27 protein-coding genes are annotated in these 26,231 nt (G+C 48.8%); 7 read left to right on the forward strand and 20 right to left on the reverse strand.

Translation table 11 applies throughout. The annotated features are described in order from the left end of the window. Positions 1 to 751: 751 nt before the first annotated feature. The 7 genes from nqrF to WG89_RS19135 all read right to left on the reverse strand — a co-directional run bounded on the left by nqrF (position 752) and on the right by WG89_RS19135 (position 8,139). A complete protein-coding gene (gene nqrF / locus WG89_RS19105) occupies positions 752 to 1,978 on the reverse strand; it encodes an NADH:ubiquinone reductase (Na(+)-transporting) subunit F (RefSeq protein ID WP_062268812.1) in 1,227 nt (408 codons plus the stop codon). 15 nt (positions 1,979 to 1,993) lie between these two features. After that, entirely contained in the window at positions 1,994 to 2,590 is a 597-nt protein-coding gene (gene nqrE, locus WG89_RS19110; RefSeq protein ID WP_062268814.1) for an NADH:ubiquinone reductase (Na(+)-transporting) subunit E, read from the reverse strand. A gap of 3 nt (positions 2,591 to 2,593) precedes the next feature. Continuing rightward, a complete protein-coding gene (locus WG89_RS19115) occupies positions 2,594 to 3,259 on the reverse strand; it encodes an NADH:ubiquinone reductase (Na(+)-transporting) subunit D (RefSeq protein WP_062268817.1) in 666 nt (221 codons plus the stop codon). After that, positions 3,259 to 4,047 (reverse strand): Na(+)-translocating NADH-quinone reductase subunit C, encoded by a 789-nt coding sequence (locus WG89_RS19120; RefSeq protein WP_062268819.1) that lies wholly within the window; start codon positions 4,045 to 4,047, stop codon positions 3,259 to 3,261. The genes WG89_RS19115 and WG89_RS19120 overlap by 1 nt, the downstream gene beginning before the upstream one ends. Continuing rightward, positions 4,047 to 5,246: an NADH:ubiquinone reductase (Na(+)-transporting) subunit B gene (locus tag WG89_RS19125; RefSeq protein WP_062268821.1), complete on the reverse strand. Its 1,200-nt coding sequence runs from the start codon at positions 5,244 to 5,246 to the stop codon at positions 4,047 to 4,049. Before WG89_RS19125 ends, WG89_RS19120 begins: the two co-directional genes overlap by 1 nt. Before the next feature lie 6 nt (positions 5,247 to 5,252). Next, positions 5,253 to 6,587, reverse strand: a complete 1,335-nt coding sequence (locus WG89_RS19130) for a Na(+)-translocating NADH-quinone reductase subunit A (RefSeq protein WP_062268823.1) — start codon at positions 6,585 to 6,587, stop codon at positions 5,253 to 5,255. Between the two features lie 769 nt (positions 6,588 to 7,356). Beyond that, complete coding sequence (locus WG89_RS19135) at positions 7,357 to 8,139, reverse strand: TatD family hydrolase (protein ID WP_062268826.1); 783 nt, start codon at positions 8,137 to 8,139, stop codon at positions 7,357 to 7,359. A 235-nt stretch (positions 8,140 to 8,374) separates the two neighbouring features. Between WG89_RS19135 and WG89_RS19140 the strand changes: the two genes are divergently transcribed. The 4 genes from WG89_RS19140 to WG89_RS19155 all read left to right on the forward strand — a co-directional run bounded on the left by WG89_RS19140 (position 8,375) and on the right by WG89_RS19155 (position 12,165). Continuing rightward, positions 8,375 to 9,607 carry a dicarboxylate/amino acid:cation symporter gene (locus WG89_RS19140; protein ID WP_062268827.1) on the forward strand — a complete coding sequence of 411 codons (1,233 nt, stop codon included), beginning with the start codon at positions 8,375 to 8,377 and terminating at the stop codon, positions 9,605 to 9,607. 131 nt (positions 9,608 to 9,738) lie between these two features. Beyond that, positions 9,739 to 10,236, forward strand: coding sequence for an SRPBCC family protein (locus WG89_RS19145; protein WP_062268870.1), 498 nt, complete (start codon positions 9,739 to 9,741; stop codon positions 10,234 to 10,236). A 31-nt stretch (positions 10,237 to 10,267) separates the two neighbouring features. After that, a complete protein-coding gene (locus tag WG89_RS19150) occupies positions 10,268 to 11,122 on the forward strand; it encodes an AraC family transcriptional regulator (protein WP_062268829.1) in 855 nt (284 codons plus the stop codon). Between the two features lie 128 nt (positions 11,123 to 11,250). Then, positions 11,251 to 12,165: an SDR family NAD(P)-dependent oxidoreductase gene (locus WG89_RS19155; protein WP_062268831.1), complete on the forward strand. Its 915-nt coding sequence runs from the start codon at positions 11,251 to 11,253 to the stop codon at positions 12,163 to 12,165. Positions 12,166 to 12,216: 51 nt separating this feature from the next. Here WG89_RS19155 and WG89_RS19160 read toward each other — a convergent pair whose 3' ends face one another. The 12 genes from WG89_RS19160 to WG89_RS19220 all read right to left on the reverse strand — a co-directional run bounded on the left by WG89_RS19160 (position 12,217) and on the right by WG89_RS19220 (position 22,605). After that, a complete protein-coding gene (locus WG89_RS19160) occupies positions 12,217 to 12,561 on the reverse strand; it encodes a PilZ domain-containing protein (protein WP_062268833.1) in 345 nt (114 codons plus the stop codon). A 115-nt stretch (positions 12,562 to 12,676) separates the two neighbouring features. Beyond that, positions 12,677 to 13,669 (reverse strand): DNA polymerase III subunit delta', encoded by a 993-nt coding sequence (locus WG89_RS19165; RefSeq protein ID WP_062268836.1) that lies wholly within the window; start codon positions 13,667 to 13,669, stop codon positions 12,677 to 12,679. Further along, positions 13,669 to 14,310, reverse strand: coding sequence for a dTMP kinase (gene tmk, locus WG89_RS19170; protein WP_062268838.1), 642 nt, complete (start codon positions 14,308 to 14,310; stop codon positions 13,669 to 13,671). Before tmk ends, WG89_RS19165 begins: the two co-directional genes overlap by 1 nt. Before the next feature lie 89 nt (positions 14,311 to 14,399). After that, positions 14,400 to 15,440: an endolytic transglycosylase MltG gene (gene mltG, locus WG89_RS19175; protein WP_062268840.1), complete on the reverse strand. Its 1,041-nt coding sequence runs from the start codon at positions 15,438 to 15,440 to the stop codon at positions 14,400 to 14,402. Then, positions 15,433 to 16,266, reverse strand: coding sequence for an aminodeoxychorismate lyase (pabC, locus tag WG89_RS19180; RefSeq protein ID WP_062268842.1), 834 nt, complete (start codon positions 16,264 to 16,266; stop codon positions 15,433 to 15,435). The genes mltG and pabC overlap by 8 nt, the downstream gene beginning before the upstream one ends. Positions 16,267 to 16,517: 251 nt before the next feature. After that, positions 16,518 to 17,771, reverse strand: a complete 1,254-nt coding sequence (gene fabF, locus WG89_RS19185; protein WP_062268844.1) for a beta-ketoacyl-ACP synthase II — start codon at positions 17,769 to 17,771, stop codon at positions 16,518 to 16,520. A gap of 393 nt (positions 17,772 to 18,164) precedes the next feature. Beyond that, positions 18,165 to 18,398: an acyl carrier protein gene (gene acpP, locus WG89_RS19190; RefSeq protein WP_034842413.1), complete on the reverse strand. Its 234-nt coding sequence runs from the start codon at positions 18,396 to 18,398 to the stop codon at positions 18,165 to 18,167. A gap of 200 nt (positions 18,399 to 18,598) precedes the next feature. Then, complete coding sequence (gene fabG, locus WG89_RS19195) at positions 18,599 to 19,345, reverse strand: 3-oxoacyl-ACP reductase FabG (protein WP_062268846.1); 747 nt, start codon at positions 19,343 to 19,345, stop codon at positions 18,599 to 18,601. A 181-nt stretch (positions 19,346 to 19,526) separates the two neighbouring features. Beyond that, complete coding sequence (fabD, locus tag WG89_RS19200) at positions 19,527 to 20,462, reverse strand: ACP S-malonyltransferase (RefSeq protein ID WP_062268848.1); 936 nt, start codon at positions 20,460 to 20,462, stop codon at positions 19,527 to 19,529. Positions 20,463 to 20,725: 263 nt separating this feature from the next. Then, positions 20,726 to 21,772 (reverse strand): phosphate acyltransferase PlsX, encoded by a 1,047-nt coding sequence (gene plsX, locus WG89_RS19210; RefSeq protein ID WP_079253932.1) that lies wholly within the window; start codon positions 21,770 to 21,772, stop codon positions 20,726 to 20,728. A gap of 86 nt (positions 21,773 to 21,858) precedes the next feature. After that, the gene (gene rpmF, locus WG89_RS19215) at positions 21,859 to 22,038 is read right to left on the reverse strand and encodes a 50S ribosomal protein L32 (protein WP_034842420.1); all 180 of its coding nucleotides are present in this window, start codon (positions 22,036 to 22,038) and stop codon (positions 21,859 to 21,861) included. Between the two features lie 3 nt (positions 22,039 to 22,041). Continuing rightward, positions 22,042 to 22,605, reverse strand: a complete 564-nt coding sequence (locus tag WG89_RS19220; protein ID WP_062268852.1) for a YceD family protein — start codon at positions 22,603 to 22,605, stop codon at positions 22,042 to 22,044. 274 nt (positions 22,606 to 22,879) lie between these two features. Here WG89_RS19220 and WG89_RS19225 point away from each other — a divergent pair, with 274 nt between their 5' ends. Together WG89_RS19225 and ccoM are read left to right on the forward strand one after the other, a co-directional pair. Next, complete coding sequence (locus WG89_RS19225; RefSeq protein ID WP_062268854.1) at positions 22,880 to 23,464, forward strand: Maf family protein; 585 nt, start codon at positions 22,880 to 22,882, stop codon at positions 23,462 to 23,464. Positions 23,465 to 23,564: 100 nt separating this feature from the next. Then, positions 23,565 to 23,681, forward strand: a complete 117-nt coding sequence (gene ccoM, locus WG89_RS32735) for a cytochrome c oxidase subunit CcoM (RefSeq protein ID WP_281177712.1) — start codon at positions 23,565 to 23,567, stop codon at positions 23,679 to 23,681. A 17-nt stretch (positions 23,682 to 23,698) separates the two neighbouring features. On the opposite strand, the gene WG89_RS19230 is transcribed toward ccoM, so the two are convergent. Continuing rightward, a complete protein-coding gene (locus tag WG89_RS19230; RefSeq protein ID WP_062268855.1) occupies positions 23,699 to 24,622 on the reverse strand; it encodes a LysR family transcriptional regulator in 924 nt (307 codons plus the stop codon). 491 nt (positions 24,623 to 25,113) lie between these two features. On the opposite strand from WG89_RS19230, the gene WG89_RS19235 reads away from it, so the two are divergent. Continuing rightward, positions 25,114 to 26,169: a porin gene (locus WG89_RS19235; RefSeq protein ID WP_153301696.1), complete on the forward strand. Its 1,056-nt coding sequence runs from the start codon at positions 25,114 to 25,116 to the stop codon at positions 26,167 to 26,169. Positions 26,170 to 26,231 lie beyond the last annotated feature (62 nt).

Consider the following 26,231-nt stretch of genomic DNA (forward strand, 5'->3'; position numbering starts at 1 on the left):
ATTCAAAGTCCTGCCTGAATATTTTCTGAACCGTTGTGTTCATGAGTTCCATCGGATGATCAAGAACTCTCAAAGATAGAACACAATCCTGTTATTAACTTCCCCCAGCGCTAGCTGGGCGCGTGCAACAGCTATTAGAACTCAAACGAGTGATATTAGATATTACACTCACACGCGGTATATCCCCCTAAATCAGGGACAATTAACTCACTTGAGATATATCCAACTTTTCAACTTATCGAAAAATCATTGTTTATCAATAGGCTACAAGCTATTTCACCTGCTGCCCTGAATAGGCCGCAAGTGAGTTATTTGCAATTTTGGCCTTTTCTTCAATAAAACTGTATAAAATAACAGTTATTGGATTATCAATGCCTTCTCTTTTGACGGGCAGTTCAGGAGCTTCCTGGACAAAAAAACTCAAAGACCTAAAAAAAATCCATGTGCTAAGCAGTGATGACCATGTAGTTAAAAGCCCGTTACTAAAAATATAAAATGACACGCTACCGCCCAAGGAGTTCTGACTGTAGAAACAGTAAAAGAGCACTTATCCCTTGGCTCAATAGCTTCCTGTTTGTTTGACTTCATTTTGATTGAGCGACATTGTGCCACTATATGATACAAATAGGTAGGTATTGATACGTACTCAATTTTACGCTGTAAAAAAACCGGTGTACTCAAATGAGTAACACCGGTTTTTTGTCGGGAATGCCTGAGCACTCCCTAAACATCATTGCCTTAGATCGATGGATTAACCACCGAAGTCGTCCAGCAGGATGTTTTCAGGTTCAACGCCCTGGTTTTCAAGCATGCTGATAACCGCAGCGTTCATCATGGGTGGTCCACACATGTAGAACTCACAGTCTTCAGGAGCTTCATGTTCCTTCAGGTAGTTGTCGAACAGTACCTGGTGGATGAAGCCGGTGTAACCTTCCCAGTTGTCTTCTGGCTGTGGATCAGACAGGGCCAGATGCCAGGTGAAGTTAGGGTTCTCTTCTGCCAGCTTGTCGAACTCTTCTACGTAGAAGGCTTCACGCAAAGAACGTGCACCGTACCAGAAAGAGATCTTGCGGGTAGAAGACAGACGCTTCAGCTGGTCGAAGATATGGGAACGCATAGGCGCCATACCTGCACCACCGCCTACGAAGACCATTTCATTACCGGTTTCTTTCGCGAAGAATTCACCGAATGGTCCGTATACGGTCATCTTGTCACCTGGCTTCAGGTTGAAGACGTAAGAAGACATCTTGCCTGGCTCAAAGTCAGTACCCGGAGGCGGTGAAGCGATACGGATATTGAACTTCAGGATACCTTTCTCTTCAGGGTAGTTAGCCATGGAGTAGGCACGGATGGTCTCTTCATCCACCTTGGAAACGTACTTCCACTGGTCAAACTTGTCCCAGTCGCCACGGTACTCGTCCTGGATCTCGAAGTTCTTGTACTCAACAGTGTGAGCAGGCGCTTCGAGCTGAACGTAACCACCGGCACGGAAGTTTACATTTTCGCCTTCAGGCAGTTTCAGGACCAGTTCCTTGATGAAAGTAGCAACGTTGTCGTTAGAAACAACTTCACATTCCCACTTTTTCACGCCGAAGAGTTCTTCTTCAACTTCAATTTCCATGTCCTGCTTAACGTTCACCTGACAGGACAGGCGCCAGCCTTCCTTCTCTTCACGCTTGGTGAAGTGGGAACGTTCGGTAGGCAGCATTTCACCACCACCGTCCAGTACTTTACATTTGCACTGTGCACAGGTACCACCACCGCCGCAGGCAGATGGCAGGAAGACACCAGCGCCTGACAGGGTTGTCAGAAGCTTGCCGCCGGCAGCAGTAGTCACTGCCTTTTCGGGGTCTTCGTTGATGTTGATGGTCACATCACCGGTGCTGACCAGTCGCGAGCGAGCTGCCAGAATTACCGCTACGAGCGTCAGCACGATAACGGTAAACATGACTACGCCCAATACGATTGTAGAATCCATATTTACACGATCTCCTTACAGCTGTACGCCGGAGAATGACAGGAAGCCCAGTGACATCAGACCCACAGTAATGAAGGTGATGCCCAGGCCACGCAGACCCGGAGGTACGTCACTGTACTTCAGCTTTTCACGGATACCAGCCAGGGCGGCAATTGCCAGAGCCCAGCCAACACCAGCACCCAACCCGTATACCGCAGACTCGCCCAGGCTGTAGTCACGCTCAACCATGAACAGGGAAGCACCCATGATGGCGCAGTTCACGGTAATCAGCGGCAGGAACACACCCAGCGCGTTGTAGAGAGACGGTACAAACTTATCCAGGAACATTTCCAGAATCTGAACCAGAGCCGCGATAACACCGATGTAGGTGATCAGACCCAGGAAGCTCAGATCGATACCGGCTGCCAGCGCGCTATCTTTCAGAATGTTCTGATAGATCAGGTTGTTGATGGGCACAGTAATGGCCAGTACCGCCACGACCGCAACACCCAGACCCAGGGCTGTTTTAACCTGCTTGGACACCGCCAGGAAGGTACACATACCCAGGAAGAAAGCCAATGCCATGTTTTCCACGAACACTGCTTTCACAAAAAGTGAGATGAAATGTTCCATGGCTTAGTGGGCCTCGCTGAACTTGGTGTTGGGAGCCATCTTGAACTCGTTGTCTTCAACCTGGTCCGGCTTGCGGCTGCGAATCACCCAGATCAGCAGGCCAATCAGGAAGAACGCGCTTGGAGCCAGCAGCATCAGGCCGTTAGGCTGATACCAGCCACCGTTGTTAACCGTCTTCAGGATTTCAACACCGAACAGGTTACCGGCACCGAACAGTTCACGGAAGAATGCCACAATCAGCAGTACTGCACCGTAACCCAGACCGTTACCAATACCGTCCAGGAAGGACAGCTTGGGACCGTTCTTCATAGCGAAGGCTTCGGCACGACCCATTACGATACAGTTGGTGATAATCAGACCTACGAATACCGACAACTGCTTGGAGATGTCATAGGCGTAAGCTTTCAGGATCTGATCCACCACGATTACCAGAGAAGCAATAACGGTCATCTGACAGATGATACGAATGCTGTTGGGTATGTGGTTACGAATCAGGGATACGGCCAGGTTGGAACAGGCAGTTACACCGATTACCGCCATGGCCATAACCAGGCTGACCTGCATGCTGGTGGTCACCGCCAGCGCCGAGCAGATACCAAGAATCTGCAGGGTTATGGGGTTGTTGTTAACGACCGGTTCCAGCAGGATATCTTTAGTCTTCTCAGACATTATGCATCCCCCGCTTTCAGGTTAGTAAGGAACGGTTTGAAGCCTTCGTTGCCCATCCAGAAATGAATCAGGTTGGTAACACCGTTACTGGTCAGAGTCGCACCGGAAAGACCATCGACTTTATAAAGAGACTTGGGATCAGCACCGCCTTTAACCAGACCCGCTTCCACTACACCTTTATTGTCGTAGATCTTCTTGCCAGGCCACTTGGCCTTCCAGAGAGGGTTATCTACTTCGCCACCCAGTCCTGGAGTTTCCTTCTGATCATAGAAACCAAAACCCTTAACGGTGTTCAGGTCGCTATCCAGAGCCATAAAGCCATACATGGTGGACCACAGACCGTAGCCGTGTACAGGCAGAATGATGGTTTCCAGTTTGCCATTTTTCTCAATGACGTAGACCTTGGCAATGTCAGCCTGACGCTTGATGCTGGCGATATCCTCTGAACCTTTCAGGGCACGGGACTCATCAGGAATCTTGGCAGCAACACGCTGATCATAGTTGGCCGCAGTCTGACCTTCAGGGGTCTTCTCTACGAACTTGCCAGTCTTGAGGTCAACCAGACGAGGCTGAACCTGCTTATACAGATCGGCCACTTCACTGTTGCTCAGCGCCTTGGCATCTTTGGTCAGACCGGAGATGCTCAGGATGTTACGCTGAACGTCAAGCTCAACATTTTCGGTCTGCAGCGGCTTGAGGAATACTGCAGCAGCAGATACCACGACAGAGCAGACCAGAGAGAGCAGAATCGTTACAAATAACGTCTTCTTGATACTATCGTTACCCATCAGGCACGAGCCTCCCTACGCTTGATGTTGGCTTCAACCACGAAGTGGTCAATCAGCGGCGCAAACAGGTTGGCGAACAGAATTGCCAGCATCATACCTTCCGGATAAGCCGGGTTGACGGTACGAATCAGGATTACCATTACACCAATCAGAATCCCGTAGTACCAGCGACCTGTGTTGGTCATGGAGGCGGATACAGGGTCCGTAGTCATAAAGATCAGGCCGAAGGCAAAGCCGCCCATAACCATGTGCCAGTACCAGGGAGTACTGAACATCATGTTGGTCTCGGAACCAATCATGTTGAACAGGGTTGCCGTTGCAATCATGCCCAGCATGGTACCGGCAACGATTCTCCAGGAAGCGATACGGGTAGCCAGCAACACAGCACCACCAATGAAGATGGCCAGCGTGGAGGTTTCACCTACAGAACCCTGAATGGTGCCCAGGAAAGCGTCGAACCAGGTAATACCGTGGGAAACCACCTGATCAATACCGCCCTGCTGAGCCAGACTCAGTGCAGTAGCACCGGAGAAACCGTCTACAGCGGTCCATACCAGATCACCGGAGATCTGTGCAGGGTAAGCGAAGAACAGGAATGCACGACCCGTCAGAGCCGGGTTCAGGAAGTTCTTGCCAGTACCACCGAATACTTCCTTACCGATAACCACACCGAAGGAGATACCCAGAGCCACCTGCCACAGCGGAATGCTGGGTGGAACGATCAGAGCGAAGAGGACAGAAGTTACGAAGAAACCTTCGTTGACTTCGTGACCACGGACTACAGCAAACAGCACTTCCCAGAAGCCACCGACAAAGAATGTCACGGCATATATAGGCAGGAAGAAAACAGCGCCATAAATAAAGTTATCCCACAGGCTTGCAGGATCGTGACCGGCCAGCAGGCTGATCAGCGCACCGTGCCAGTCAGCAGGAGCAGCCAGACCACCAGCAATAGCGGTGTTAGCCTGGAAGCCGACATTCCACATGCCAAAGAACATGGCCGGGAAGGTGCAGAGCCAAACCATACCCATCATACGCTTCAGATCGATCGCGTCGCGAACGTGAGCTGTGTTATGCGTTTTATTGGGCGGTGTATAAAGCAGAGTATCCACTGCTTCAAACAGTGCATACCACTTCTCGTGCTTGCCACCTTTTACAAAGTGGGGCTCGAGAGAGTTGAGGAGTTTTCTCAAAGCCATGATCTGTTAGCCCTCCAGCTCGATACGGGTGAGGTTGTCGCGCAGGATGGGACCGTATTCGTACTTGCCGGCACACACGTAAGTGCACAGTGCCAGATCGTCTTCTTCCAGTTCCAGAGCTCCCAGTTTCTGAGCCATTTCCGTATCACCTACCACAATTGAACGCAGCAGCTGTGTGGCCAGAATGTCCAGAGGCATCACTTCTTCATATTGACCCACCGGTACCATGGCACGCTCACCACCATTGGTAGTGGTTGTGAAGTTGAACAGTTTGCTTCTGCTCAGACCGGAAGTCAGTACATTCAGGACAGAGTGACGGTTAACGGTTGGATTAACCCAGCCCAGGAAAAGACGTTCATTGCCTTCTTCCAGAACGGAAACCTGTGTGTGATAACGACCCAGGAATGCGAAGGAGCCTTTAGCAGTACGGCCACCAAACACAGAACCGGAGATTACACGGTTGTCACCTTCTTTCAGTTCACCGGCTGTCAGCTCATCGGTGTTGGCACCCACACGGGTACGAACCAGACGAGGCTTCTCAACTTGAGGGCCAGCCAGGGCAACGACACGATCAGTAAACAGCTTACCGGTTGTGAACAGTTTGCCTACAGCAATCACGTCCTGATAGTTGATCTGCCAAACTGTTTTTTCAGCATTAACAGGATCCAGGAAGTGAATGTGGGTGCTTGGCTGTCCAGCAGGGTGTGGACCATCGAACTCTTCTGCAGTCGCGATACCGGCAGGAATGCGGGCACCAGGCGCTTTACACAGGAAGATTTTACCGCCGCTGAGTTTGCCCAGGATGCTAATACCCTGTTCAAAGGCTTCGGCGTGTTCGCTGATGATGACTTCAGGATTAGCCGCCAGTGGATTGGTATCAATGGCTGTCACAAAGATGGAGTTTGGACGAGAGCCCAATGCTGGCACCTTGCTGAATGGACGGGTGCGCAGGGCAGTCCACAATCCGGATTCGTTCAGCTGTGCTTCTACCTGTTCCGCAGTCAGAGCTGACAGCGCTTCAGGTTTGTGTTCAGAGAAAGCCATTTCATCGTCACCATCAACATCGATGACAACAGACTGAAGAACACGTTTTTCGCCACGATTAATCGCAGCAACGACACCGGCAGCTGGCGCTGTGTAACGCACGCCCGGTGTTTTCTTGTCGATAAAGAGCTCTTGCCCTTTCTTAACTCGATCCCCGACAGCGACGGCCATAGTAGGTTTCATACCTACATAATCAAAGCCAATCACGGCGACAGAGCGAACCGCTCGGCCATCCGATATGCTTTGTTCAGGCGCCCCTGTAATCGGAAGATCCAGCCCCTGTTTGATTTTGATCATACCTTTCGCCTAATCAATCAATTTTCAGGTCCGGAATAAACCCGCCTCTCCGGTGATAACCGACAACTGACCAATATAACGCTGAATACCCAGCCCTCTTCCAACAGGAAGTCGGAACAAAAGCTATGATCTCTGCTTCAATCAAATGCACAACAAAAAGACCACACTCCCAGGGAATGAGTCCTCTTTATCGGTATTCTGATTCAAGCAAACTGACGGTAAACGTCCTTAAGTCCCATACTGCCTAGCTGAGACTCAAGTGCAATCGCACATCAATCCATCGTTATGTGGCCGCAACGGCTCACCATAGAAAAAATGGTGGCGCAATTATAAAGACAGTCTCTTGGATATGCTATAGGCGAATGACTGCGGAATTCCTTAATATAGAAAGCAGATACCATTATTCAGAAGCTAATTATTGGTCATGAATCGTTATCGACAAATTCAAAATCTGACCAAACAGTCATTTACCGGTTTTTCAGTAGCTTTCTACTAACAACTGACTATCGCTTTAAGGAATACGCCATGCGATTTTTTCGATGCAGAACCACTATAGAACATTAGGGATTTTGCAGGAGGGAAAATGGTTGATCTGTGTGATAAGGACTTGTCTGAAATCAACTTCCTTGTTGAAATCCTTCCAAAACCCGTTCGGGCTGAGCCTGTCGAAGCCCTATACCACCCCCCTTCGACAAGCTCAGGGTGAACGGACTCCTTGTGCAAATCGGGAAGTTGTTTCGAGACAAACCCTAACCCATAAAAAGAAACTTCAGCAGGAGGCAGCCTTGGGAAAGAGCCTGAAGAAATTCTCAGAGGTCACTTCAACCAATTCTTCAACCGACACACCTTTGAGTTCCGCTACACAACGGGCAACATCCGGTAAGAAGCTGGGCTCATTCGGCTTGCCACGATGAGGGACTGGCGCCAGATAGGGAGAGTCTGTCTCTATCATCAACCGGTCCAGTGGGATTTTTTTCACCACCTCCCTCAGCTCTGAAGCGTTCCTGAAGGTCACTATCCCGGAAATAGAGATCAGGTAATTCAGATCCATCGCCGCCCGGGCCATCTCCCAGCTTTCAGTAAAGCAGTGCAGCACTCCCGCACATTCCAGATCACCATGTTCTCGAATCAACCCCAATGTATCTTCCCTGGCATCACGGGTGTGAACAATGATGGGTAGTTTTGCCTGCGCGGCAGCCTGAAGGTGGGTTCGAAACCGCTCCTGCTGCACCTCTTTATTATCCGCCGAGTAATAGTAATCCAGACCACTTTCACCAATGGCAACAACCCTTGGGCGGCTCCCGTAATCCAAAAGCGTTTTAATATCGGGCTCTGCGGCATCTTTTTCCAGCGGATGGATACCCACTGATGCATAAACATCCTGATACTTGTCAGCCAGGTTGATCACAGCATCCGCATGCTCAAGATCAATACCCACACAGAGAATTCTCTCAACACCGGCTTGCCGGGCTGCGTTGAGTGCTTTATCCAGATCTCCGCCGTAGTTATCCAGCTTGAGACGATCCAGGTGACAATGAGAATCAATCAACATGTTCAGTGACAATAAGTTCAGTGGTAGTCAGAAAAGTAATCGTTCATCATACCTGATACTCCACTGGCTTACCTAAATAAAGCTACCCTTCCCTGCTCAGAGCCCTGAAGACACTCCATCAAAAAATAAGACGATCGACTTAGTTAGTATTTATGCTGCTTTCTTTTTAAACGACACGTAGATAATATCCCGCCATTAAAAATAGAGCAGAGCAGAACAGCCCAGAATCAGAAAAATGCAGTCTTCATCTGTCAGCTTTTCCCGTCTTAACGTGCAATGGCCCAACTATTTAATGGCCCTGTTGCTTGGCGCTGTTACCGGACTCCTGATCCCCCAGCTTTCAGACTGGCTGGCACCCGTTGGCATTATCTTCATCAAGATTATCAAAATGCTGGTCATTCCGATGATCTTCTTCTCTGTTGCCAATGGCATTCTTCAGCTCAGCAAAATGGGCTCAATGAAACGGATTGCCATCAAGACGCTATTGGCCTTTCTCGGCAGCATGGTCATGACCTGCCTCATTACCCTTATTCTTCTGCAGCTCTTTAACAGCGACTGGGGATACTATTCTGTATTGCCTGACCACTTCATCACAGAAGCACAATTACCCGGGCTCTCCGACCTGGCCGATTACATCATCCCCCAAAACCCTATTGCAGCCATGATGCATGGCGAAGTGATGGCTACGGTATTTTTTGCCAGCCTGCTGGCTATAGCCATCTATAGCAGTGGTGAAAAAGGACAACCATTGGCAAACTTCTTTGAGGGCGCCGCTTTGATTGTCAACCAGATGATCCGGCTGGTGATGAAACTGGCCCCCATAGGCATTTTTGCTCTTTCCGCACACAGCATTGGCAATACTAATCTGACTTTGATCAGCGAGTTAACTCAACTGGTTGGCATCACCTGGTTGATTACTGCCTTCATCATACTGCTGGGGTACAGCCTCACGCTAAAATGTCTGAAGCTTTCACCCGCCCCCTTCTTTAAAAAAATGATCGCTCCTCAGATCATGGCTTTTACAACCAGCTCCAGTACTGCAACCTTGCCTGTGAACATGGCCGTAGTGGAAACCGGTTTAGGGGTGGGCAGGACTATAAGTCGTTTTGTAATGCCATTGGGCTCTGTCATTAATATGAATGGACTGGCGTTAAACCTGACACTAACTAGCGTTTTTGCCGCCCAGATTTTCAACCTGCACCTGAGTCTTTCAGACTACCTGTTGATCATTGCCATCAGCACACTATCTGCCATCAGTGCTGCGGGTATCCCCGGGGCATTCATTGTCTCCTTAACCGTCCTTTTTGAAAGCCTGGGCATTCCATTAATGGCACTGGCCATCATCGCTGTGGTGGATCAATTGCTGGAAATGAGTGGTACCACCCTGAATGTCAGTACGGACAGTTTAACTGCGGTCATTGTGGCGAAATGGGAAGATGATCTGAATGAGGAAACATATAATGGATAGCCACCTGAAAACAAACATCTGACCCTGACTTCCCTACCTTTAATACAGCAAGAAATATCAAAAAACACTGCAGCTGAATTTTTACACTGTCTCCATCAATCATGAAAACCCGAAAGGGTCAGGGAGATCGAATGAAAATCAGCAAAAGCACCATCATTAACAAACCCGTTGAGGAAGTCTGGAATCTGGTTGCCCACCAGTTTGATCAAGCACATCTGTGGATGGGGCCGATACCTCGTTCCGTAGCGGTTGGACCTGGCCAGAGTGACACTGGCGCCCCGATGGAAGGCCGCCTGTGTGACCTAAGCAATAATCCTGACGGGGCCAAGGCAAAAGAAATCATCACTCACTTCAGTGAACAGGACAAAACCCTGACTTTTGACGTGCTCCCCGTTAACAATCCGGCCATTATCCCAATCAAAAAGAATCACGTACAGATGTCCGTGCGTTCTGTCGGCCACAATAAAACCGAAGTAACCTGGACGGCCTCGCCACAACTGAAACTGTTTGCTTACCCTTTCTACCCTTTGCTACGCCTGATTTTTCCGGCAGCATTTGGCAAACTGCTCAAGGGCTTGAAAGAGTATGCCGAGCAGTCCCTGCCCGGCCATACCACGTCAGCAGCCTGATGATGTGACAATAATAATCGAGGACAAAAGCATGCAGCGCTTTTTTAAAAGCATTGAATACATCGAACAGCATCTGCACGACAAAATCAGTGTTCATGAAATTGCCGCTGCTTCTCATTACTCTACTTACCACTACAGCAGGGTGTTTAAGGCATTGGTCGGCGATACACCAAAAGAATATCTGCGCAAGCGGCGCTTAACCCTGGCAGCCAAGCGACTGCTAACAGAAGAGGTGGGCATTCTGGAAGTGGCAATGGATTGTCAATTTGATTCCCAGGAAGCTTTCACACGGGCCTTTAAAGCACTGTTTGACATGACACCGGCTCAATACCGGAAAATCAACCAACCTTTCCGTTTGTTATACAAAAGTCCATTCAGTGAAAAGGACATGGAATTCCTTCAGAACAACATCAGCATGGAACCCGAGATTATTCAGCAACCGGCCATGAAAATTGTGGGCATCGCTTCACAATACGATGATGGAGATCTGAGTCTGCCAAAGCTATGGTCAGCGTTTCGCCCATATCGGGACAAAATCCCCAACCGGGTTGGCAGTGATTTTTTTGGTATTTACGAGTCATATGAAGAGTCCGACGATCACACCCGATTTGTGTATATCTGCTCGGCCCAGGTGGCCAACTTTGATGATGTACCCGAAGGTATGATCACCCGCGAACTTGAGGCTCAGACCTATGCTCGCTTTACCCACATTGGCCCTATTGCCCGACTGGAAGAAACCCTGCGCTACATCTGGGGAAGCTGGCTGATGAAAAGCAACTATGAGTATGCAGACAAACCCGACTTTGAACTGTTACCGGCCGGATTTAACGATGCCGACCCGAACAACAGGATTTACCTGAATATTCCCGTTAAAGCCAAAGCCTGACTCTTCCCGCTTTGTTCTGCTGCAGACAACTGAGCAAGAAATATCAAAAACCGGATACCCGCTTTGATTAATCTGAAAGCGTAAAGATCAGACATCGCAACACCTGCGAGAACAGCAAAGGTTTTACCATGATCAAAAGTGTATTAATTACCGGTGCAAACGCTGGATTGGGAAAAGAAGCCGCCAGACAACTGGCACAACAACCCGGTATCGAAAAGATTTATCTGGGCTGCCGTAACAGGGACAAAGCCAGACTGGTTCAGTCAGAACTGGAAAAACTCAGCGGCAAACGTATTTTTGAAATTGTACTCATTGATGTTAGCAACTTGGATTCGGTGCGCAATGCTGTTGCTCAACTGCCTGCATGCATCGATGCATTGATCATGAACGCAGGAGGTACCGGCGGCAAACATTTTAATGAGAAAAACTCAGAAGGCGTTACACAGATATTTGCCGTCAACCTTCTGGGTCACGCAGTACTCACTGAAGAACTGCTGAAAGCAAACAAACTGAAGTATGTGGCTTTGTATGCAGGCTCGGAAGCCGCTCGCGGCGTAAAGGAAATGGGAATGAAACGCCCGGACCTGAAGACCTCTTCCATAGAAGAATTTGTCTCTATTGGTGACGGTTCTTTCTACGGAGACACCCATGATGCCACCATCCCATACGGCCCCATCAAATACATGGCAGCTTTATGGATATCATCGATGGCACGCAAACACCCGAAGATTCGTTTTATTACTATGAGCCCGGGCGCCACCACCGGCACGGAAGGATTTAACACCCTTTCGCCATTGAAGCAGTTTTTTATGAAAAGCATGATGCAAGCAATGCTGCTACTGGGCAAAGTACACAGAGTGGAGACAGGCGCTCAGCGCTATATTGACGGCCTGTTTAACGATACCTACAAAAGCGGCAGCTTTTATGCGAGCCAGAAAGGACTGACAGGCCCATTAGGTGAACAGGGATTGATCTTTGCGGACATCAATAACGAGAATTTTCAGGATAACGCCTACCAGGCTATCCAACGCTTTATAAAATGACGACAGATATAAAGTGGACCTCAAGCAAGAAGATTGCTTGAGGTCAAAGCATTACATAGTACTCGTTTCACGATCCGATTTGAGGGCGCCTGCCAGATAGGTTTCAATTTTAGTCCGGACTGTATCTGTAGGGTCAGTAAACTGAACCCCAATCCCCGCCATTCTTGCTGAGCCCTGGGGTGTAATCCAGACCACCTTGCCCGGCACAGGCAGTTTGTCTGCCTCATCCATCAGAGTCAGACGGATAAACACTTCATCACCCAGTGAGTAACGTTTAGAAGTAGGAATAAACAGTCCGCCACCGGAAATGAACGGCATATAAGAGGAGTAAAGAGAAGAAGAGTCTTTGATCGTCAGAGACAAAATGCCTGACATGCCACCCTTTCCACGGTTCATTGTTCTTCTCCTGATTCTAATAATTATAAAAGTGCCGTTTTGTCAGGCTCTACCGCCTACTCTCTAACAACAGTATAAGTCGATTTTAACTCGTTCAGCTATGACTGGACAGAACTCAATGCAGAACCAGATCAAGACTTCGACAGAAGACACCTTCCATCAGCATCTGGGGATTCAGATTCCCCCCTTCCATCAGGGACTGCCTCTGGGACATCAACCAGTCGCGTTCATCCAGCAGGTTTCTGACATCACTCTTTCTGGCCAGGTATTCCAGCATCTTCAACTGATCCCTGTTTCTAAGAGAGTCAGAATCCGCACTCAGCCCGAGCTTTGTAGCATCATCCAGCCAGCCAATCATCCAGCTCAATGCCAGAGGCAAATCAGATGATTGCCAGCTTTTTGCCAACTCTACCGGCGTCACTTTTCCTTTAAACAGTCCCTTCAAGCCATCAGCCAGAGACTCTCGTTTTTCTAACAAACCCTGCTCAGCAAAACGTTTTGCCTCAAGGGGAGAGTTTGCTGTCAGATCCAGTAGCTGGGTAACCAGAGAGAGATCGTCTAATTGAGTAGACAACCACTGCTCAGCGGAAGCTCGATCTGGTGTTGAAAAGTTCAATTGCTGGCAGCGGCTTCTGATGGTTGGCAGCATATCTCCGGAGCGAGCGCTGACCAGCAGAAAAATAGTATCTTCACCCGGCTCCTCCAGACATTTCAGTAACGCATTCGCAGCGTTAACATTCATGGCTTCTGCCGGATTCAGAATAATGATTCTTCGCCCACCCTGCTGGGCAGTCTTGTGAGCCAAATCATTCAGTTTTCGAATACTGTCGATACGGATAGGTCTTCCAGGATCATCGGGCTCAAGCAGGGTAAAATCCGGATGAGTACCCGCTTTGAGCAACTCACACTCTTTGCATTGACCACAAGCACCCGCAGGTTGCGGATTCATACACAACAGATAAGCCGAAAGCGCTTTGGCAAACTGGAGTTTACCTGTTCCCGGAACCCCTCTTAACAGGTAGGCATGAGCCAGATTGTCCGACTGCTGGCAGTGAACCATCTGATCCCATTGAGCTTTTTGCCAGGGAAACAGGCTCCAGTCTTTCATCAACGCCCCCCAAGTCTTCTTTCGAGCACGGCCAGCAGTTGCTGCTGCACATTCTCCAGCGACTGACCGGCATCAATGATCTCAAATTGTTCCGGAAACTGTTTGGCTCTTTCCAGATAAGCGTTTCGGACACGGACAAAAAAGTCCATTTTTTCCAGTTCAATACGATCCAGCTTGCCACCACGCCCTTTGGCTCTGGCCATCCCAATCTCGGGATCGACATCCAGCAGAATAGTCATATCCGGGCGTAAGGAACCCTGGACCAGATTCTCCAGAGTCTCAACCGGCAGAGTATTCAAACCACGACCGCCACCCTGATAAGCATAAGTGGCATCGGTAAAACGATCGCATAAGACGATCTTGCCTGCTTCAAGTCCTGGCTTAATGTTATGGAACAGGTTCTGTGAGCGGGCAGCAAACATCATCAGCAGCTCGGTGATATCCGACAATGGCTCACCATGATGCCCCAGCAATAACGAGCGGAGTTCTTCAGCTACCTGAGTTCCACCCGGCTCACGGGTTTCAGTAAATGCCAGTTGACGTTCATTCATCCAGTTTTTGATGAAATTGACTGCCGTCGTTTTACCCGCGCCTTCTCCCCCTTCAATGGTCAGGAAAAAACCGGATTGGGCATCAGCCATTATTGAGTCTCCATATGCCTATAGCGCTAGAAAAACATTTTTTACTCGCCTGGATCAGCTAACAGCATGAACCATCCTGAAAATGTTTTTCACTGAACTGTCGAGCGATAATCTTGTCGACGTTGTTCTATCTGATATTTTCTGACTGCACGATTATGCTCTGCCAGAGTTTTTGAAAAATAGTGAGTACCATCACCCTTGGCGACAAAATACAGGGATTTACCGTCCTCTGGATGCAGCGCCGCATGTATGGCTTCCCGACCTGCCATGGCAATCGGTGTCGGTGGTAGCCCTCTGATCACGTAGGTGTTGTAGGGTGTAGGTTCTCTCAGCATTCGACGACTGATATTGCCCTGATAACGATCACCCAGACCATAAATAACGGTTGGATCCGTTTGCAATCGCATACCTTTTTCCAGACGACGAACAAACACGCCCGCTATCTCACCTCTCTCGTAGGTGACTCCGGTTTCTTTTTCTACCAGAGACGCCATTATCAGAGCCTCATAAGGGTTCTTGTATGGCAAACCTTCCGCTCGATTCTCCCACTCTTCTTTCAACACCGAATCCATACGTTTATAAGATCTTCTGAGTATGGATTCAACACTGGCATCGGCCTGAAAAAAGTAGGTGTCGGGATAAAAGCGCCCCTCTGGATTACCTTCAATATCCAGACTTTGATAAAGCGACTGCAACGCTTCTTCATCGAGAGGCGAGGACAGTTTTTCATGTTGATTCAGTGCCGCTACGACTTCTTTCAGGGTATGACCTTCAACCAGAGTGACATCGTAATAACGAACCTGTCCGGATGTAAAAATATCCAACAACTCACGGTGTGTTATGCCTGCCGGTATCAGGTAGTCACCGGCATGAATCCCTCCCGCCGCTTTTTCAATTCTGGCAAGAACGACAAAGACCTCGGGATATTGGAGCCAACCTAACTCTCCAAGACTGTTAGCCACCCGAGTCATGGAGTCCCCCGAAGAAACCGTAAACTCCAGACTGTCCTCAACATTTGGAGCCACCAAAGGCTGATTGCCATACCAGTCCAACGCTTTCCAGAGAACAACAACAGCCAGCACACCTGCAATAATCAGCCCGGCCAAGGTAAACAACAATTTTTTAAGCATTAAACACTTCCTGAACTCTATCCCTGACTGTACAGGTCACACTCCCCACTGACCAGTCGAGACTGCCACAGGCAATCACCGGCCAGACACCATTCACACTGTTACAGACAAAAACCTCATCCGCTGCGGCCAGGTCATTCAAATCATATTTCCCGACTTCAACCTGGAGCCCCCAACCATTTGCTCTTTCAAGAATCCATTCTCTGCAGACACCTTTAACCCCTGCTTTTTGAAGACAGGGAGTATGCAACTTATCACCAGAAACCAGAAACAGGTTACTCATCGTTCCTTCAACCAACCGGCCATCCATTCCACGCAATAAACCTTCATGGCATTTTGATTCCTGCCACTCAGCGCGTGCCATCACATTCTCAAGTCGGTTCAGATGCTTCAATCCCGCAAGCGAGCTGTCGCCCAGGCGAATAGTGCATTCATGCAAAGTCACCCCTGTGGCACCGGGATTATCGGGATAGGCAGGCAACGGATGAAGTGTCAGGATACGGCTTGGGCTCATACAGCCGAGAGGATTATACCCTCTACCGCCACTACCACGAGTCAAAACAGCCTTCAGCACACCGTCTCGGACACCCTGCTTATACAGAAAGGAATAGATTTCTTTCTTGAAAGCCATCAGATCCAGAGGAATACCCAATAGCTCAGCACCTGTCTTGAGCCTCTCGCAATGAAAGTCAAAAAGAGTAGGAGCACCCGCTTGAACACGAATGGTTTCAAACAGACCGTCACCGTAAGCCAGCCCCCGATCACTGATCGGTACCAAATCAGCCGGTACACCGTTTACCCAACTGGTAGGGTTTCTATTCTCCAAAACGTTCCTCTTGAGTCGCAACAAGCAGGCTCTGCTTTTTTATAAACCTGTGGTTTCATACGATTACTATGGAATTGCAGTGCACACTATTTTCGTGGCTCGGGAAAAGCCATATCACACGCATGTGGCTGCCTGAATAAACAGCGATTTTCTGAATAGCAGCAACAGAATATCTGACCAGTTTCTGCGGATATTATTGAGAAAAGTGCCCAATAACAGATAGCCGGGCTGCATTGCAGCCCATAATATTACTAATCCAACTTGGAGAAAGCCAAAGTAACATTGGTACCACCAAACCCGAACGAGTTGGTCAGCACATGCTCCATCTCAATCGGTCTGGCCTTGCCAGGCACATAATCAAGATCACAACCTTCATCAGGATTTTCAAGGTTTATGGTCGGTGGTGCCATACCATCCTGCAATGATTTAACGGCAAACACCCCTTCAAGGGAACCCGCTGCTCCCAGCAAGTGACCGGTCATGGACTTGGTAGAGCTGACAGCAACTTTTTTAGCCGCCTGACCAAACACAGTGTGAATGGCCCTGGTTTCAGCAATATCGCCTGCCGGAGTGGAAGTACCATGAGCATTAATATAAGCCACCTGCTCAGCTTTCAAGCCGGCATCATCCAGTGCTGACTGCATGGCTCTGGCAGCTCCCCTGCCATCTTCTGGCGGTGAAGTCATATGATAAGCATCACCACTCATGCCAACTCCACTGAGTTCTGCATAAATAGTGGCTCCCCGCCTTACTGCATGCTCATACTCTTCCAACACCATGACACCAGCACCGTCGCCTAATACAAAACCATCACGATCTTTATCCCAGGGACGACTGGCTGCTTCAGGCTGATCATTTCGAGTAGACAGTGCTCGTGCTGCAGCAAAACCGGTCATACCCAATGCTGAAGAAGCTTTCTCGGCACCACCGGCCACCATGATGTCAGCATCACCGTAGGCAATGGTTCTTGCAGCCAGGGCCAATGCATGGCTGCCCGTTGCACAGGCGGTCGATGTCGCAAAATTTGGGCCCTGCAGGTTGTAATGCATGGACAGCCAGCCCGCAGCCATATTAATGATGGCAGCCGGAATAAAGAAAGGGGATATACGACGAGGCCCTGATTTCTGAAGAGTGTCGTAGCTCTGCTCGATTGAGGTAATCCCCCCAATTCCGGAACCAATAACGACCCCGTAACGACCTGTATTATCGCCCTTTAACAGCTCACTGCCATCCAGTCCTGCATCTTTCATGGCTTCAATGGAAGCGGCCAGTGCGTACTGGATAAATACATCCATTTTACGGGCATCTTTTGGATTGAAGTACTCTGCAACTTCAAACCCTTTCACCGTGCCACAAATACTGACGCTGAATTTTTCTGTATCCAGGTGATCGATGGTATGAATACCACTGCGCCCCGCCAGCACAGACTGCCAGCTCTGGTCAACACCCAGACCTACCGGAGATAACGCGCCCAGCCCTGTAACTACAACCCTTCTATGCGACAAAACAATTCACTCCTGCATCAGATCCACTGATTTTATTCTTTGCACCATAAGCCCGATTCAAGACTTGCACCTGCGCATTCCAACGAAAAAGGCCTGAAGGCAAAAAAATCATGCAGTCTGATCATGTAAAAATGATGACATTATCCCTGTGTGCGAGTGTGTTATAACCCAGCCAGTATCAGAGAAGTACAGGTTCACTGAAAAAGTCGATACCGATTCGTGCTTGAAGTCATCACCCTGAAGTGTCGACACACACTGTTTTTTTTACTGCGAAATTACTGCCACTTTATATGGGTGGCAAAAATCAAGTCCAACCAAAAATACAAAAGCCGCACGCAGGTTACTGCGCACGGCTTTTCAGGATACAGCTAAACGCATGCAGCCTGGACAGAATCAAGAATGAGCAACAACGTAGTCGATTGCTTCTTGAACTGTGGTGATCTTTTCGGCTTCTTCGTCTGGAATCTCGGTTTCAAACTCTTCTTCCAGAGCCATCACCAGCTCAACAGTGTCCAGAGAGTCCGCGCCGAGGTCCTCTACGAATGACGCACTGTTGGTGACTTCCTCTGCTTTTACGCCAAGCTGTTCGCAAACGATCTTTTTGACGCGCTCTTCAATGGTACTCATACCTGGTTGTGCTCCTATCGATATTCGGGTGCAGAAGGACGATTTAAGACCCGTCCTAACCGCGGTCAATTACTATATATAAACGCTTGCGGTAATTTCAAGGACAGGGCCGCGATATTACCGCAAAATTCATCTTTATCAGAGGGGTTTTGACGTTGATCAAGAACAAAAGTTACGCCAAGACCTCTGATCACGGGCTATTAACCCATGTACATCCCACCATTTACATGAATGGTTTCTCCAGTGATGTAGCCCGCCACGTCGCTGGCCAGGAATGCTACCACACCGGAAATTTCTTCTGGCTGCCCCAGTCGGGCCATAGGCACCTGGGACTGCAAAAAAGTTCTGTGCTCTTCAGACAGCTCACGAGTCATATCGGTATCGATAAACCCTGGCGCTACCGTATTTACAGAGATCTGACGGGAACCGACTTCTCTGGCCAGTGAACGACTGAAGCCTTCGATACCCGCCTTGGCAGCTGCGTAGTTGGACTGCCCCTGGTTACCCATGGAACCCACTACAGAGCTGATGTTAATAATGCGGCCCCAACGAGCCTTGGTCATACCTCTCAATACGGCCTTGCTCATTCTGTATATAGAGCTCAGGTTAGTATTGACGACATCGTCCCACTCATCATCCTTCATACGCATCAGGATATTGTCACGGGTGATACCGGCATTATTGACCAGAATCTGGGGAGCGCCAAACTCGGATGCCACTGCTTTAACTACTTCAGTGCAACTTTCTGCCTCAGAGACATTCAGCACCATACCACAGCCTTTAATACCCTCAGCCTGCAGCATTTCAGTAATACGCGCAGCACCAGGCTCGGAAGTAGCCGTGCCGACTACCACAGCGCCCTGCTTACCCAGATCAATAGCAATAGCCTTGCCAATTCCACGACTGGCGCCTGTTACCAAAGCCACCTTGCCTTCAAGGTTCGACATAGTTCAATCCTGTTGTTCTACCGCGAAACAACCCACCTGACTTTATGGTGAATACTGCTTCATCGCTTATGGCTGATTATCACAGAAACGTCTCGTTTTACCCTGCAGAAACAGCCAGCTCTTTTTCTACCTGGAGCCACTGCCATACTGCCAAACCAACAAGACTTCTGAATATTAACGATTAAGACGGATTAGCCAGCAAATCTTCAAAGGAGGCTACAGACTCCAGCGTGGCTACAGGCGCCCTGCGCACTATCCGCTTGTTCAGGCCGGCAAGAACCTTGCCTGCACCGCATTCAGCAAAACGGGTAACATCCGCTTCCGTAAGCTTCTGGATCGTTTCAACCCAGCGAACAGGACTATAAAGCTGCTTGACCAGATTTTCACGAATTTTCTCGGGCTCTGAGCAAACTTCAGCCGTAACATTCTGTATTACGGTAATCTTCGGCTCGGACAGCTCAATGGATTCCAGCTCAACCGCCAGCTTTTCTGCAGCGGTTTTCATGAGTGCGCAATGAGAAGGCACACTGACTGGAAGAGGCAGAGCTTTTCTGGCACCCGCTTCTTTAGCCAGCTCGACAGCACGGGCAACGGCTTCTTTTTCACCGGCAATAACGACCTGCCCAGGCGAGTTAAAGTTCACAGCTTCAACTACATCCCCCTGCGCTGCATCATTGCACACAGTTATAACCTGCTGATCTTCCAGTCCCAGAATGGCCGCCATCGCGCCAGTCCCTGCTGGCACTGCCTCTTGCATAAAGAGACCGCGCTGACGAACCACACGAACTGCGTCTTTAAACTTCATGGCACCCGAACAAACCAGAGCAGAGTATTCGCCCAGACTGTGCCCTGCCATAAATGCAGGTTGCTCACCGCCTTTCTCAAGCCACAGACGCCAGAGCGCTACACTGGCTGTCAGCAGTGCTGGCTGGGTATTTTCGGTTTTGTTCAGTTCTTCCGCCGGTCCTTCGCTGATCAGCTTGAGCAGATCAAAACCAAGCTCTTCGGCAGCTTCGGTAAAGGTCTGGACGACAACAGGGTGGTCGATATGGTCTGCAAGCATACCCACCGACTGGGATCCCTGCCCTGGAAAAACAAATGCAAGTAAATCCGTCATTGCTTTGGGTCTAGTCCTGAAATAGCTAAATCATTGAAAAAAGGGCACCTTTTTCGGCTTACCACTTCTTTCGGGAAAAAAACTCAGGCAATTATAGAAAAAGTCGAACCTCAGGTGGGTAAATTTATGTTTCTAACTGCAACAGCCATAAGCATTAAGGAAAAACACCCACATCGGATCGTTTACTTTCTACTGGCTAGCCCGGAAATTTCATAAAGTTCCGAGCTTCTCGCTCTGCTATTTTTCGGGCCTGGACCAACCTTCTAAAGAAGTCGCTCTTCAACCTCTTTAGCAAGTCTGGCAGGCACATCATTCTCTGCCTCTTTTACCGCCTGACAGATCGCACGATAGAAACCTTTTTCATCCGCACCACCATGACTTTTGATAACAATACCCTGCAATCCCAACAAACTTGCACCATTGTGCAGCACGGGATCTATCTTCCGATTAAACTCTCGTAACAGGGGCGATATCAGGAAATAAAGGAAGCGATTAAACAGAGAGCGCTGAAAGATAGACTTCAAACCATCACGAATCAGATTAGCAACGCCCTCACCGGTTTTAAGGGCTACATTCCCCACAAACCCATCGCAGACTATCACGTCAGCTCGACCACTGAAAATATCGTGACCCTCAATAAAGCCGATATAATCCAATCCTTTTTGCTCTTCAAGCTTTTCCTGAAGAAGATGGTGAGCCAGCCTGACCTGCTCATTACCCTTCATCTCTTCCGTGCCGATATTCAATAACCCCACTTTGGGTGAAGGTACGCCGTATACGGAAGAAGCCAGCTGAGCCCCCATAATGGCAAATTGGTAGAGGTGCATAGAGGTGCAATCAACATTCGCCCCCATATCCATCAGCAGCGCACTGCCATTAGAGGTCGGCACACTGGCCGCAATGGCAGGACGATCAATACCGGCAAATGTTTTCAGCACATAACGCCCCATTGCCATGAGCGCCCCTGTATTGCCGGCACTGACACAGGCCTGAGCCTCATCTTTGGCAACCAGCTCCAGGACCTTCCACATTGAGGAGTCTTTTTTCCCTCTAAGCGCAAGAGAGGGCTTATCATGCATGGTGACAGTCTTATCCGCATGAACCACGGACAAACGGGATCGGTCAGAGTATTCAGTATCGGAAAGATAGGCTTCGACCAGCTGTTGATCGCCAACCAAAATAAGATGAAGAGAATTGAAACGTTCTAGCGCTCTTACAGCTGCGCGGATACGAGAACGGGGACTATCGTCCCCGCTCATCACATCAAGAGCAACCGTCACTTTTGAATCTACGCCTGCACCTGATGCCATTTTATTCCTTGTCCCTGGAAATCAGCTTTGCAATCACTGAACTGATTCCTTCAGTCAAACCGGCTAAAGCCTAAACCTGTTAAGGCTTAGTCTTCGCTGGTTTCAACCACTTTCTTGCCGCGGTAGAAACCTTCAGCAGAAACGTGGTGACGACGATGAGTTTCGCCGGAAGCTGCTTCTACAGACAGCTGAGCAGAAGTCAGACTGTCGTGGGAACGGCGCATGTTACGCTTGGAACGGGTTTTACGGTTTTGCTGAACAGCCATGTGTCAACTCTCCTGGATCGTAGTATCTGTTTTCAATTTGGCCAGAACGCTGAAAGGGTTACTGTTTTCGCGCTCTTTTTCTGCCTCAACGGCAGCAGCCTGAGCCTCTTCTTCAGACTCAGTGGTATAACCTTGCTGAGCTGAACAGTCTTCAGGCGGATGATAGGCCACCAGCGGAAGTGCCAGAATCAGCTCTTCCTCGAGAATAGGCAATAATTCCACCGGTTCATCTCCGAACATTAACGGTTCGAAGTCTTCCGGCAGGGCTTTGGCCTGCTCATCGGTCAGCACCCCCATTAAATGGAGATCAGCTCGCACCGGCAGCTTGGCCACTTCCAGACAGCGCTGGCAGATCATGTTCAGTTGTGCCTCAACATGTCCTTCCAGCACAACCCGGTTATCTTCGCTCAACGAAAAGCTCAGATCGACCTGGACTTCGCCCTTGTCATCAACCAGACTGCCTACCAGTCGGCTGAACTGACTCAGCGCCAGCGAACCTTGATACTGCCTGCCTTGACGCGCGAGTTTACGCGGATCAAAGGTTTTGGGTAATTGTCCGATAGCCATAAGCTCACGGGTTGGTTGTCATAAGCGCGCAATAATAGGGGCAACAAAAGTCCCTGTCAAAGGGTTTAACTGCTTTAAACTGCTTAACTTTCAGACATTCGACCAGCAGCCTCCAGAGCTGCGATAACAATATGTAATTTCCGCCCTTCCAGCACAATCTTCCACTTATTCGTGCTTTCACACCCTGAAGTCTGAGCGGTTTCTCCTTACTGCTTGAAATCACTCCATAAAAGCACTATTCATGGGCCTTACCCACATAACTGTGAACCACTCCATGAAGATTATTCTGGCCTCAAGCTCTCCTTATCGAAAAGCCTTACTGCAAAAGCTTGGCCTCCCATTTGAATGCCACTCCCCTGATATTGATGAGACACCACGGGAGGGAGAATCAGCCCAACAACTGGTAACAAGACTTTCCAGAGAAAAAGCTCTGGTATTGAGCGAACAATACCCCGAGCACCTGATCATTGCTTCCGATCAGGCTGCACAGCTCAACAACCGCATTCTCGGCAAGCCTGGGACTAAAGACAAAGCTATTGAACAACTCCTAAGCTGCACTGGACAGCCTGTTCACTTTCAGACCGGACTCTGCCTTCTGAACACCAAAACAGGAGACTGCCAGGTTGAAGCAGTCCCTTTTACCGTTCACTTCAGAACTCTCTGCAAAACTGAGATCGAGAACTACATAAGAATAGAAAAACCACTGGATTGTGCGGGTAGTTTCAAGTGCGAAGGGCTTGGAATCACCCTGTTCTCAAGAATGGAAGGCGATGACCCCAACAGCCTCATAGGTCTACCATTGATCAAGCTCAACAGCATGCTAATAAAGAGTGGCGTAAATCCACTACTCGCCCACTAATTAAGATTTTAATTAATAAGGTAAATATTGATCTAAATCAATACCCGACTCTTCTACCAACTCTATTCTGAAGGAAAGAAAAAAGCACAGGAGAGTCTTTATGTATATGGATACCGTTGTGGTCGCAGGTTTATTGGTGGTAGCTGCCACTGTCATTTTCGGTTGCGCCGTTGCTGGCTTTATTATCAACGACAATCGTAAGAACCAGGGCAAATAAGCCCTGGTCAAACCCTATCAAGCTTCATGCTGCCTGAAAAAATCCTGTAAACGATTCAGCATAAAACCTCTCATCCATTGATGCGCCTGATTGAACTGCCAATGCTCTGGCCAGACCATCTCGAATTTTAAAGGTGGGGAATCAGTGAGCGTTGGTAGCAGAACAAAATCCTCATAAAGATCCATCGCCAGGTATTCCACATTCGTCACAATGGTAAAAGCATCATTGGTTCGAATAGCTTGTAGCGCAGCTTGCAGGCTGGGCAGCTTTAGCCAAGGATTCCTTAAAAAGCCATACTGCTCACGCAAACTGTTGATGTAGGGACTAGCAGCAATAACCGCCTGAGTAATGACAAAGGGGTACTGATCCATCTCGGTCAGATCCAGAGTTTCCCGATGACTCATAGGATGCCCTTTTCGCATCAGGACATTAAACGACGCCGTAGAGATAACCTCTTTACACAGGTTTGCTGTGGTATCCGGCAAAGTAACAATAATACCCAGATCCAACTCCCCTGACTCCATGGAATAAATAGTATCTACATCAGGTAGAGAGACCGAGCTACTGATACCAGGGGCCACCTTTTTGAGCTCTATCAGCGCCTGAATCAGGAAATTATCGAGAATCACCGCACCAGAGCCAATCCGAAAATGATGCTCACTGACCGCAGGATCGAAATGCTGATTTTCAAACAGAGTCTCAGAATCCGCCATCAGCTTCGATACCAGAGGCTGAACCTGCCTGGCCTTTTCTGAAAGAAAAATATGATTGCCTTCCCTGACCAGAATCGGATCATTCAAAGCCTCGCGTAACTGAGACAGAGTCCGGCTCATGGTGGATTGTGTTACATGCATTTGATCTGCCGCGCGGGTAACACTTCCTGTGTCAAGAATAGCCTGCAAAGCGGGCAGCAAACTCATTTTCAGACGATTACTGGCCATGAGTACAACTCTCTCTGTTAGACCTGGAAAAGCCCATAAGGGGAAAGCTTTCAGAAGACGGGGTTAGTCTAAAAAAGTATCAGACTACTCATTATCAGCATCGGAACAAACGGTTTTTACACGATCTATATGAAAGCACTTTGTTTTAGCCTCTTATATAAAAGAAGTGAAGACAAAACCCTTTCTCAATAACACAGACATAAAAAAGCCGGCATCAATGACTCTGAATTGATGCCGGCAAAACACACACAACACATGAACCGGAGTAAGCGATTCATGCCGAGCAGATTAACCATCAGACTCTGATTGAACCAGTGAAAGAAACCGCTCCGCCCATTGAAGGAGCCAATAAGCACTATACACATTAACTATTCAGTTAACACATTCATGATTTCGATAGAGCCATTGATGCTTTCAACGTGACCCTTTAGTACCAAGTACATAACAATCTCGGCTCAACATTTAACACACAATTAGTTGGGATAGAGATCGTGCACAAGAAGATTCTGGCCGTAGCAGTAGCCACAGCAGTGGCAGGTCCAGCAATGGCATTAGACGTATTTGATGATGGCACCAACAGCCTTAGCATTGGCGGCCGTATCGGTGTAGTTGCCAACAACAAAGACGGCGACAATACCTTAAACAACGACAGCGCTCGTATTAACTTCAAATTTGCCCACAAGTTTGAAAGTGGTTGGACCGGTGAAGGTGTTGCGGAATGGGGATTCCGCGCTAAAGACGAATACGACGCAGACGGCAATAAGAAGGACACCTTCTTCAACCGTCTGGGTTACGTTGGCCTGAGCCATGAAGAAATGGGTGCATTCGCTGCAGGTAAAAACTGGAGTGTAACCTATGACGTTTCCGGCTGGACCGACATGTATGCCATCGGTGGTGGTAACGCCATGGGCATTTATGAAGGTCGAAACGGGGGCGACTTTGACGGTTCTGCCCGTGCGGATGATGTCATCCAGTACCGCAATAGCTTTGGCGGCCTGAACATCGGTATTCAATACCAGATGCAAGACCATTCTGTAACAGACGCTCAGCGTGATTCTGGCTACGGCATCTCTGCCAGTTATGACCTGGCCATGGGACTGTCTCTGGGTGCCACCTACTCTGAAACCAAATATGAAGAGAGCTCCAAATACGCAGGACAGGATAAAGCAAAATCCGCTACTGCTGGTCTGAAGTTCGAGAACGAAAGTCTGTATCTGGCAGCCATGTATGGTGAGTTCAATAACAAAACCGAACTGGGCGACAAGCTGAATGCCAAGTCCAAAGGTGTTGAACTGTATGGCCGACTGGCTCTGGACAACGTTCTGCAAGGCTTCTCCCTGCAGGCTGGTTACAACGAACTGAAAGACGACAGCAAAGCCACTGCTGACCAGACCAAGGCCACCTTCAAGGAAACCATGATTGGTGCCATCTATGAGACTGGCCCAATGCAGTTTGCTGTTGAATACGCCAAAGATGACAGCAAAAACGCTGAAGGTAAAAAAGACGCAGACAACACTCTGTCTCTGCAGGCTCGCTACTACTTCTAAGCCCTGCCTTCCTTCACCAAAAAGGCCAGCGAAATGCTGGCCTTTTCTGATTATTCTCTTAC

Source organism: Endozoicomonas arenosclerae (assembly GCF_001562015.1).
GTDB classification, from domain to species: domain Bacteria; phylum Pseudomonadota; class Gammaproteobacteria; order Pseudomonadales; family Endozoicomonadaceae; genus Endozoicomonas_A; species Endozoicomonas_A arenosclerae.

What these genes read in the sequence shown, in the direction of transcription:
- nqrF (WP_062268812.1), bottom strand. Translation starts at nt 1,978, where the DNA reads ATGGATTCTACAATCGTATTGGGCGTAGTCATGTTTACCGTTATCGTG.
- nqrE (WP_062268814.1), bottom strand. Translation starts at nt 2,590, where the DNA reads ATGGAACATTTCATCTCACTTTTTGTGAAAGCAGTGTTCGTGGAAAAC.
- WG89_RS19115 (WP_062268817.1), bottom strand. Translation starts at nt 3,259, where the DNA reads ATGTCTGAGAAGACTAAAGATATCCTGCTGGAACCGGTCGTTAACAAC.
- WG89_RS19120 (WP_062268819.1), bottom strand. Translation starts at nt 4,047, where the DNA reads ATGGGTAACGATAGTATCAAGAAGACGTTATTTGTAACGATTCTGCTC.
- WG89_RS19125 (WP_062268821.1), bottom strand. Translation starts at nt 5,246, where the DNA reads ATGGCTTTGAGAAAACTCCTCAACTCTCTCGAGCCCCACTTTGTAAAA.
- WG89_RS19130 (WP_062268823.1), bottom strand. Translation starts at nt 6,587, where the DNA reads ATGATCAAAATCAAACAGGGGCTGGATCTTCCGATTACAGGGGCGCCT.
- WG89_RS19135 (WP_062268826.1), bottom strand. Translation starts at nt 8,139, where the DNA reads ATGTTGATTGATTCTCATTGTCACCTGGATCGTCTCAAGCTGGATAAC.
- WG89_RS19140 (WP_062268827.1), top strand. Translation starts at nt 8,375, where the DNA reads ATGCAGTCTTCATCTGTCAGCTTTTCCCGTCTTAACGTGCAATGGCCC.
- WG89_RS19145 (WP_062268870.1), top strand. Translation starts at nt 9,739, where the DNA reads ATGAAAATCAGCAAAAGCACCATCATTAACAAACCCGTTGAGGAAGTC.
- WG89_RS19150 (WP_062268829.1), top strand. Translation starts at nt 10,268, where the DNA reads ATGCAGCGCTTTTTTAAAAGCATTGAATACATCGAACAGCATCTGCAC.
- WG89_RS19155 (WP_062268831.1), top strand. Translation starts at nt 11,251, where the DNA reads ATGATCAAAAGTGTATTAATTACCGGTGCAAACGCTGGATTGGGAAAA.
- WG89_RS19160 (WP_062268833.1), bottom strand. Translation starts at nt 12,561, where the DNA reads ATGAACCGTGGAAAGGGTGGCATGTCAGGCATTTTGTCTCTGACGATC.
- WG89_RS19165 (WP_062268836.1), bottom strand. Translation starts at nt 13,669, where the DNA reads ATGAAAGACTGGAGCCTGTTTCCCTGGCAAAAAGCTCAATGGGATCAG.
- tmk (WP_062268838.1), bottom strand. Translation starts at nt 14,310, where the DNA reads ATGGCTGATGCCCAATCCGGTTTTTTCCTGACCATTGAAGGGGGAGAA.
- mltG (WP_062268840.1), bottom strand. Translation starts at nt 15,440, where the DNA reads ATGCTTAAAAAATTGTTGTTTACCTTGGCCGGGCTGATTATTGCAGGT.
- acpP (WP_034842413.1), bottom strand. Translation starts at nt 18,398, where the DNA reads ATGAGTACCATTGAAGAGCGCGTCAAAAAGATCGTTTGCGAACAGCTT.
- fabG (WP_062268846.1), bottom strand. Translation starts at nt 19,345, where the DNA reads ATGTCGAACCTTGAAGGCAAGGTGGCTTTGGTAACAGGCGCCAGTCGT.
- fabD (WP_062268848.1), bottom strand. Translation starts at nt 20,462, where the DNA reads ATGACGGATTTACTTGCATTTGTTTTTCCAGGGCAGGGATCCCAGTCG.
- plsX (WP_079253932.1), bottom strand. Translation starts at nt 21,772, where the DNA reads ATGGCATCAGGTGCAGGCGTAGATTCAAAAGTGACGGTTGCTCTTGAT.
- rpmF (WP_034842420.1), bottom strand. Translation starts at nt 22,038, where the DNA reads ATGGCTGTTCAGCAAAACCGTAAAACCCGTTCCAAGCGTAACATGCGC.
- WG89_RS19220 (WP_062268852.1), bottom strand. Translation starts at nt 22,605, where the DNA reads ATGGCTATCGGACAATTACCCAAAACCTTTGATCCGCGTAAACTCGCG.
- WG89_RS19225 (WP_062268854.1), top strand. Translation starts at nt 22,880, where the DNA reads ATGAAGATTATTCTGGCCTCAAGCTCTCCTTATCGAAAAGCCTTACTG.
- ccoM (WP_281177712.1), top strand. Translation starts at nt 23,565, where the DNA reads ATGTATATGGATACCGTTGTGGTCGCAGGTTTATTGGTGGTAGCTGCC.
- WG89_RS19230 (WP_062268855.1), bottom strand. Translation starts at nt 24,622, where the DNA reads ATGGCCAGTAATCGTCTGAAAATGAGTTTGCTGCCCGCTTTGCAGGCT.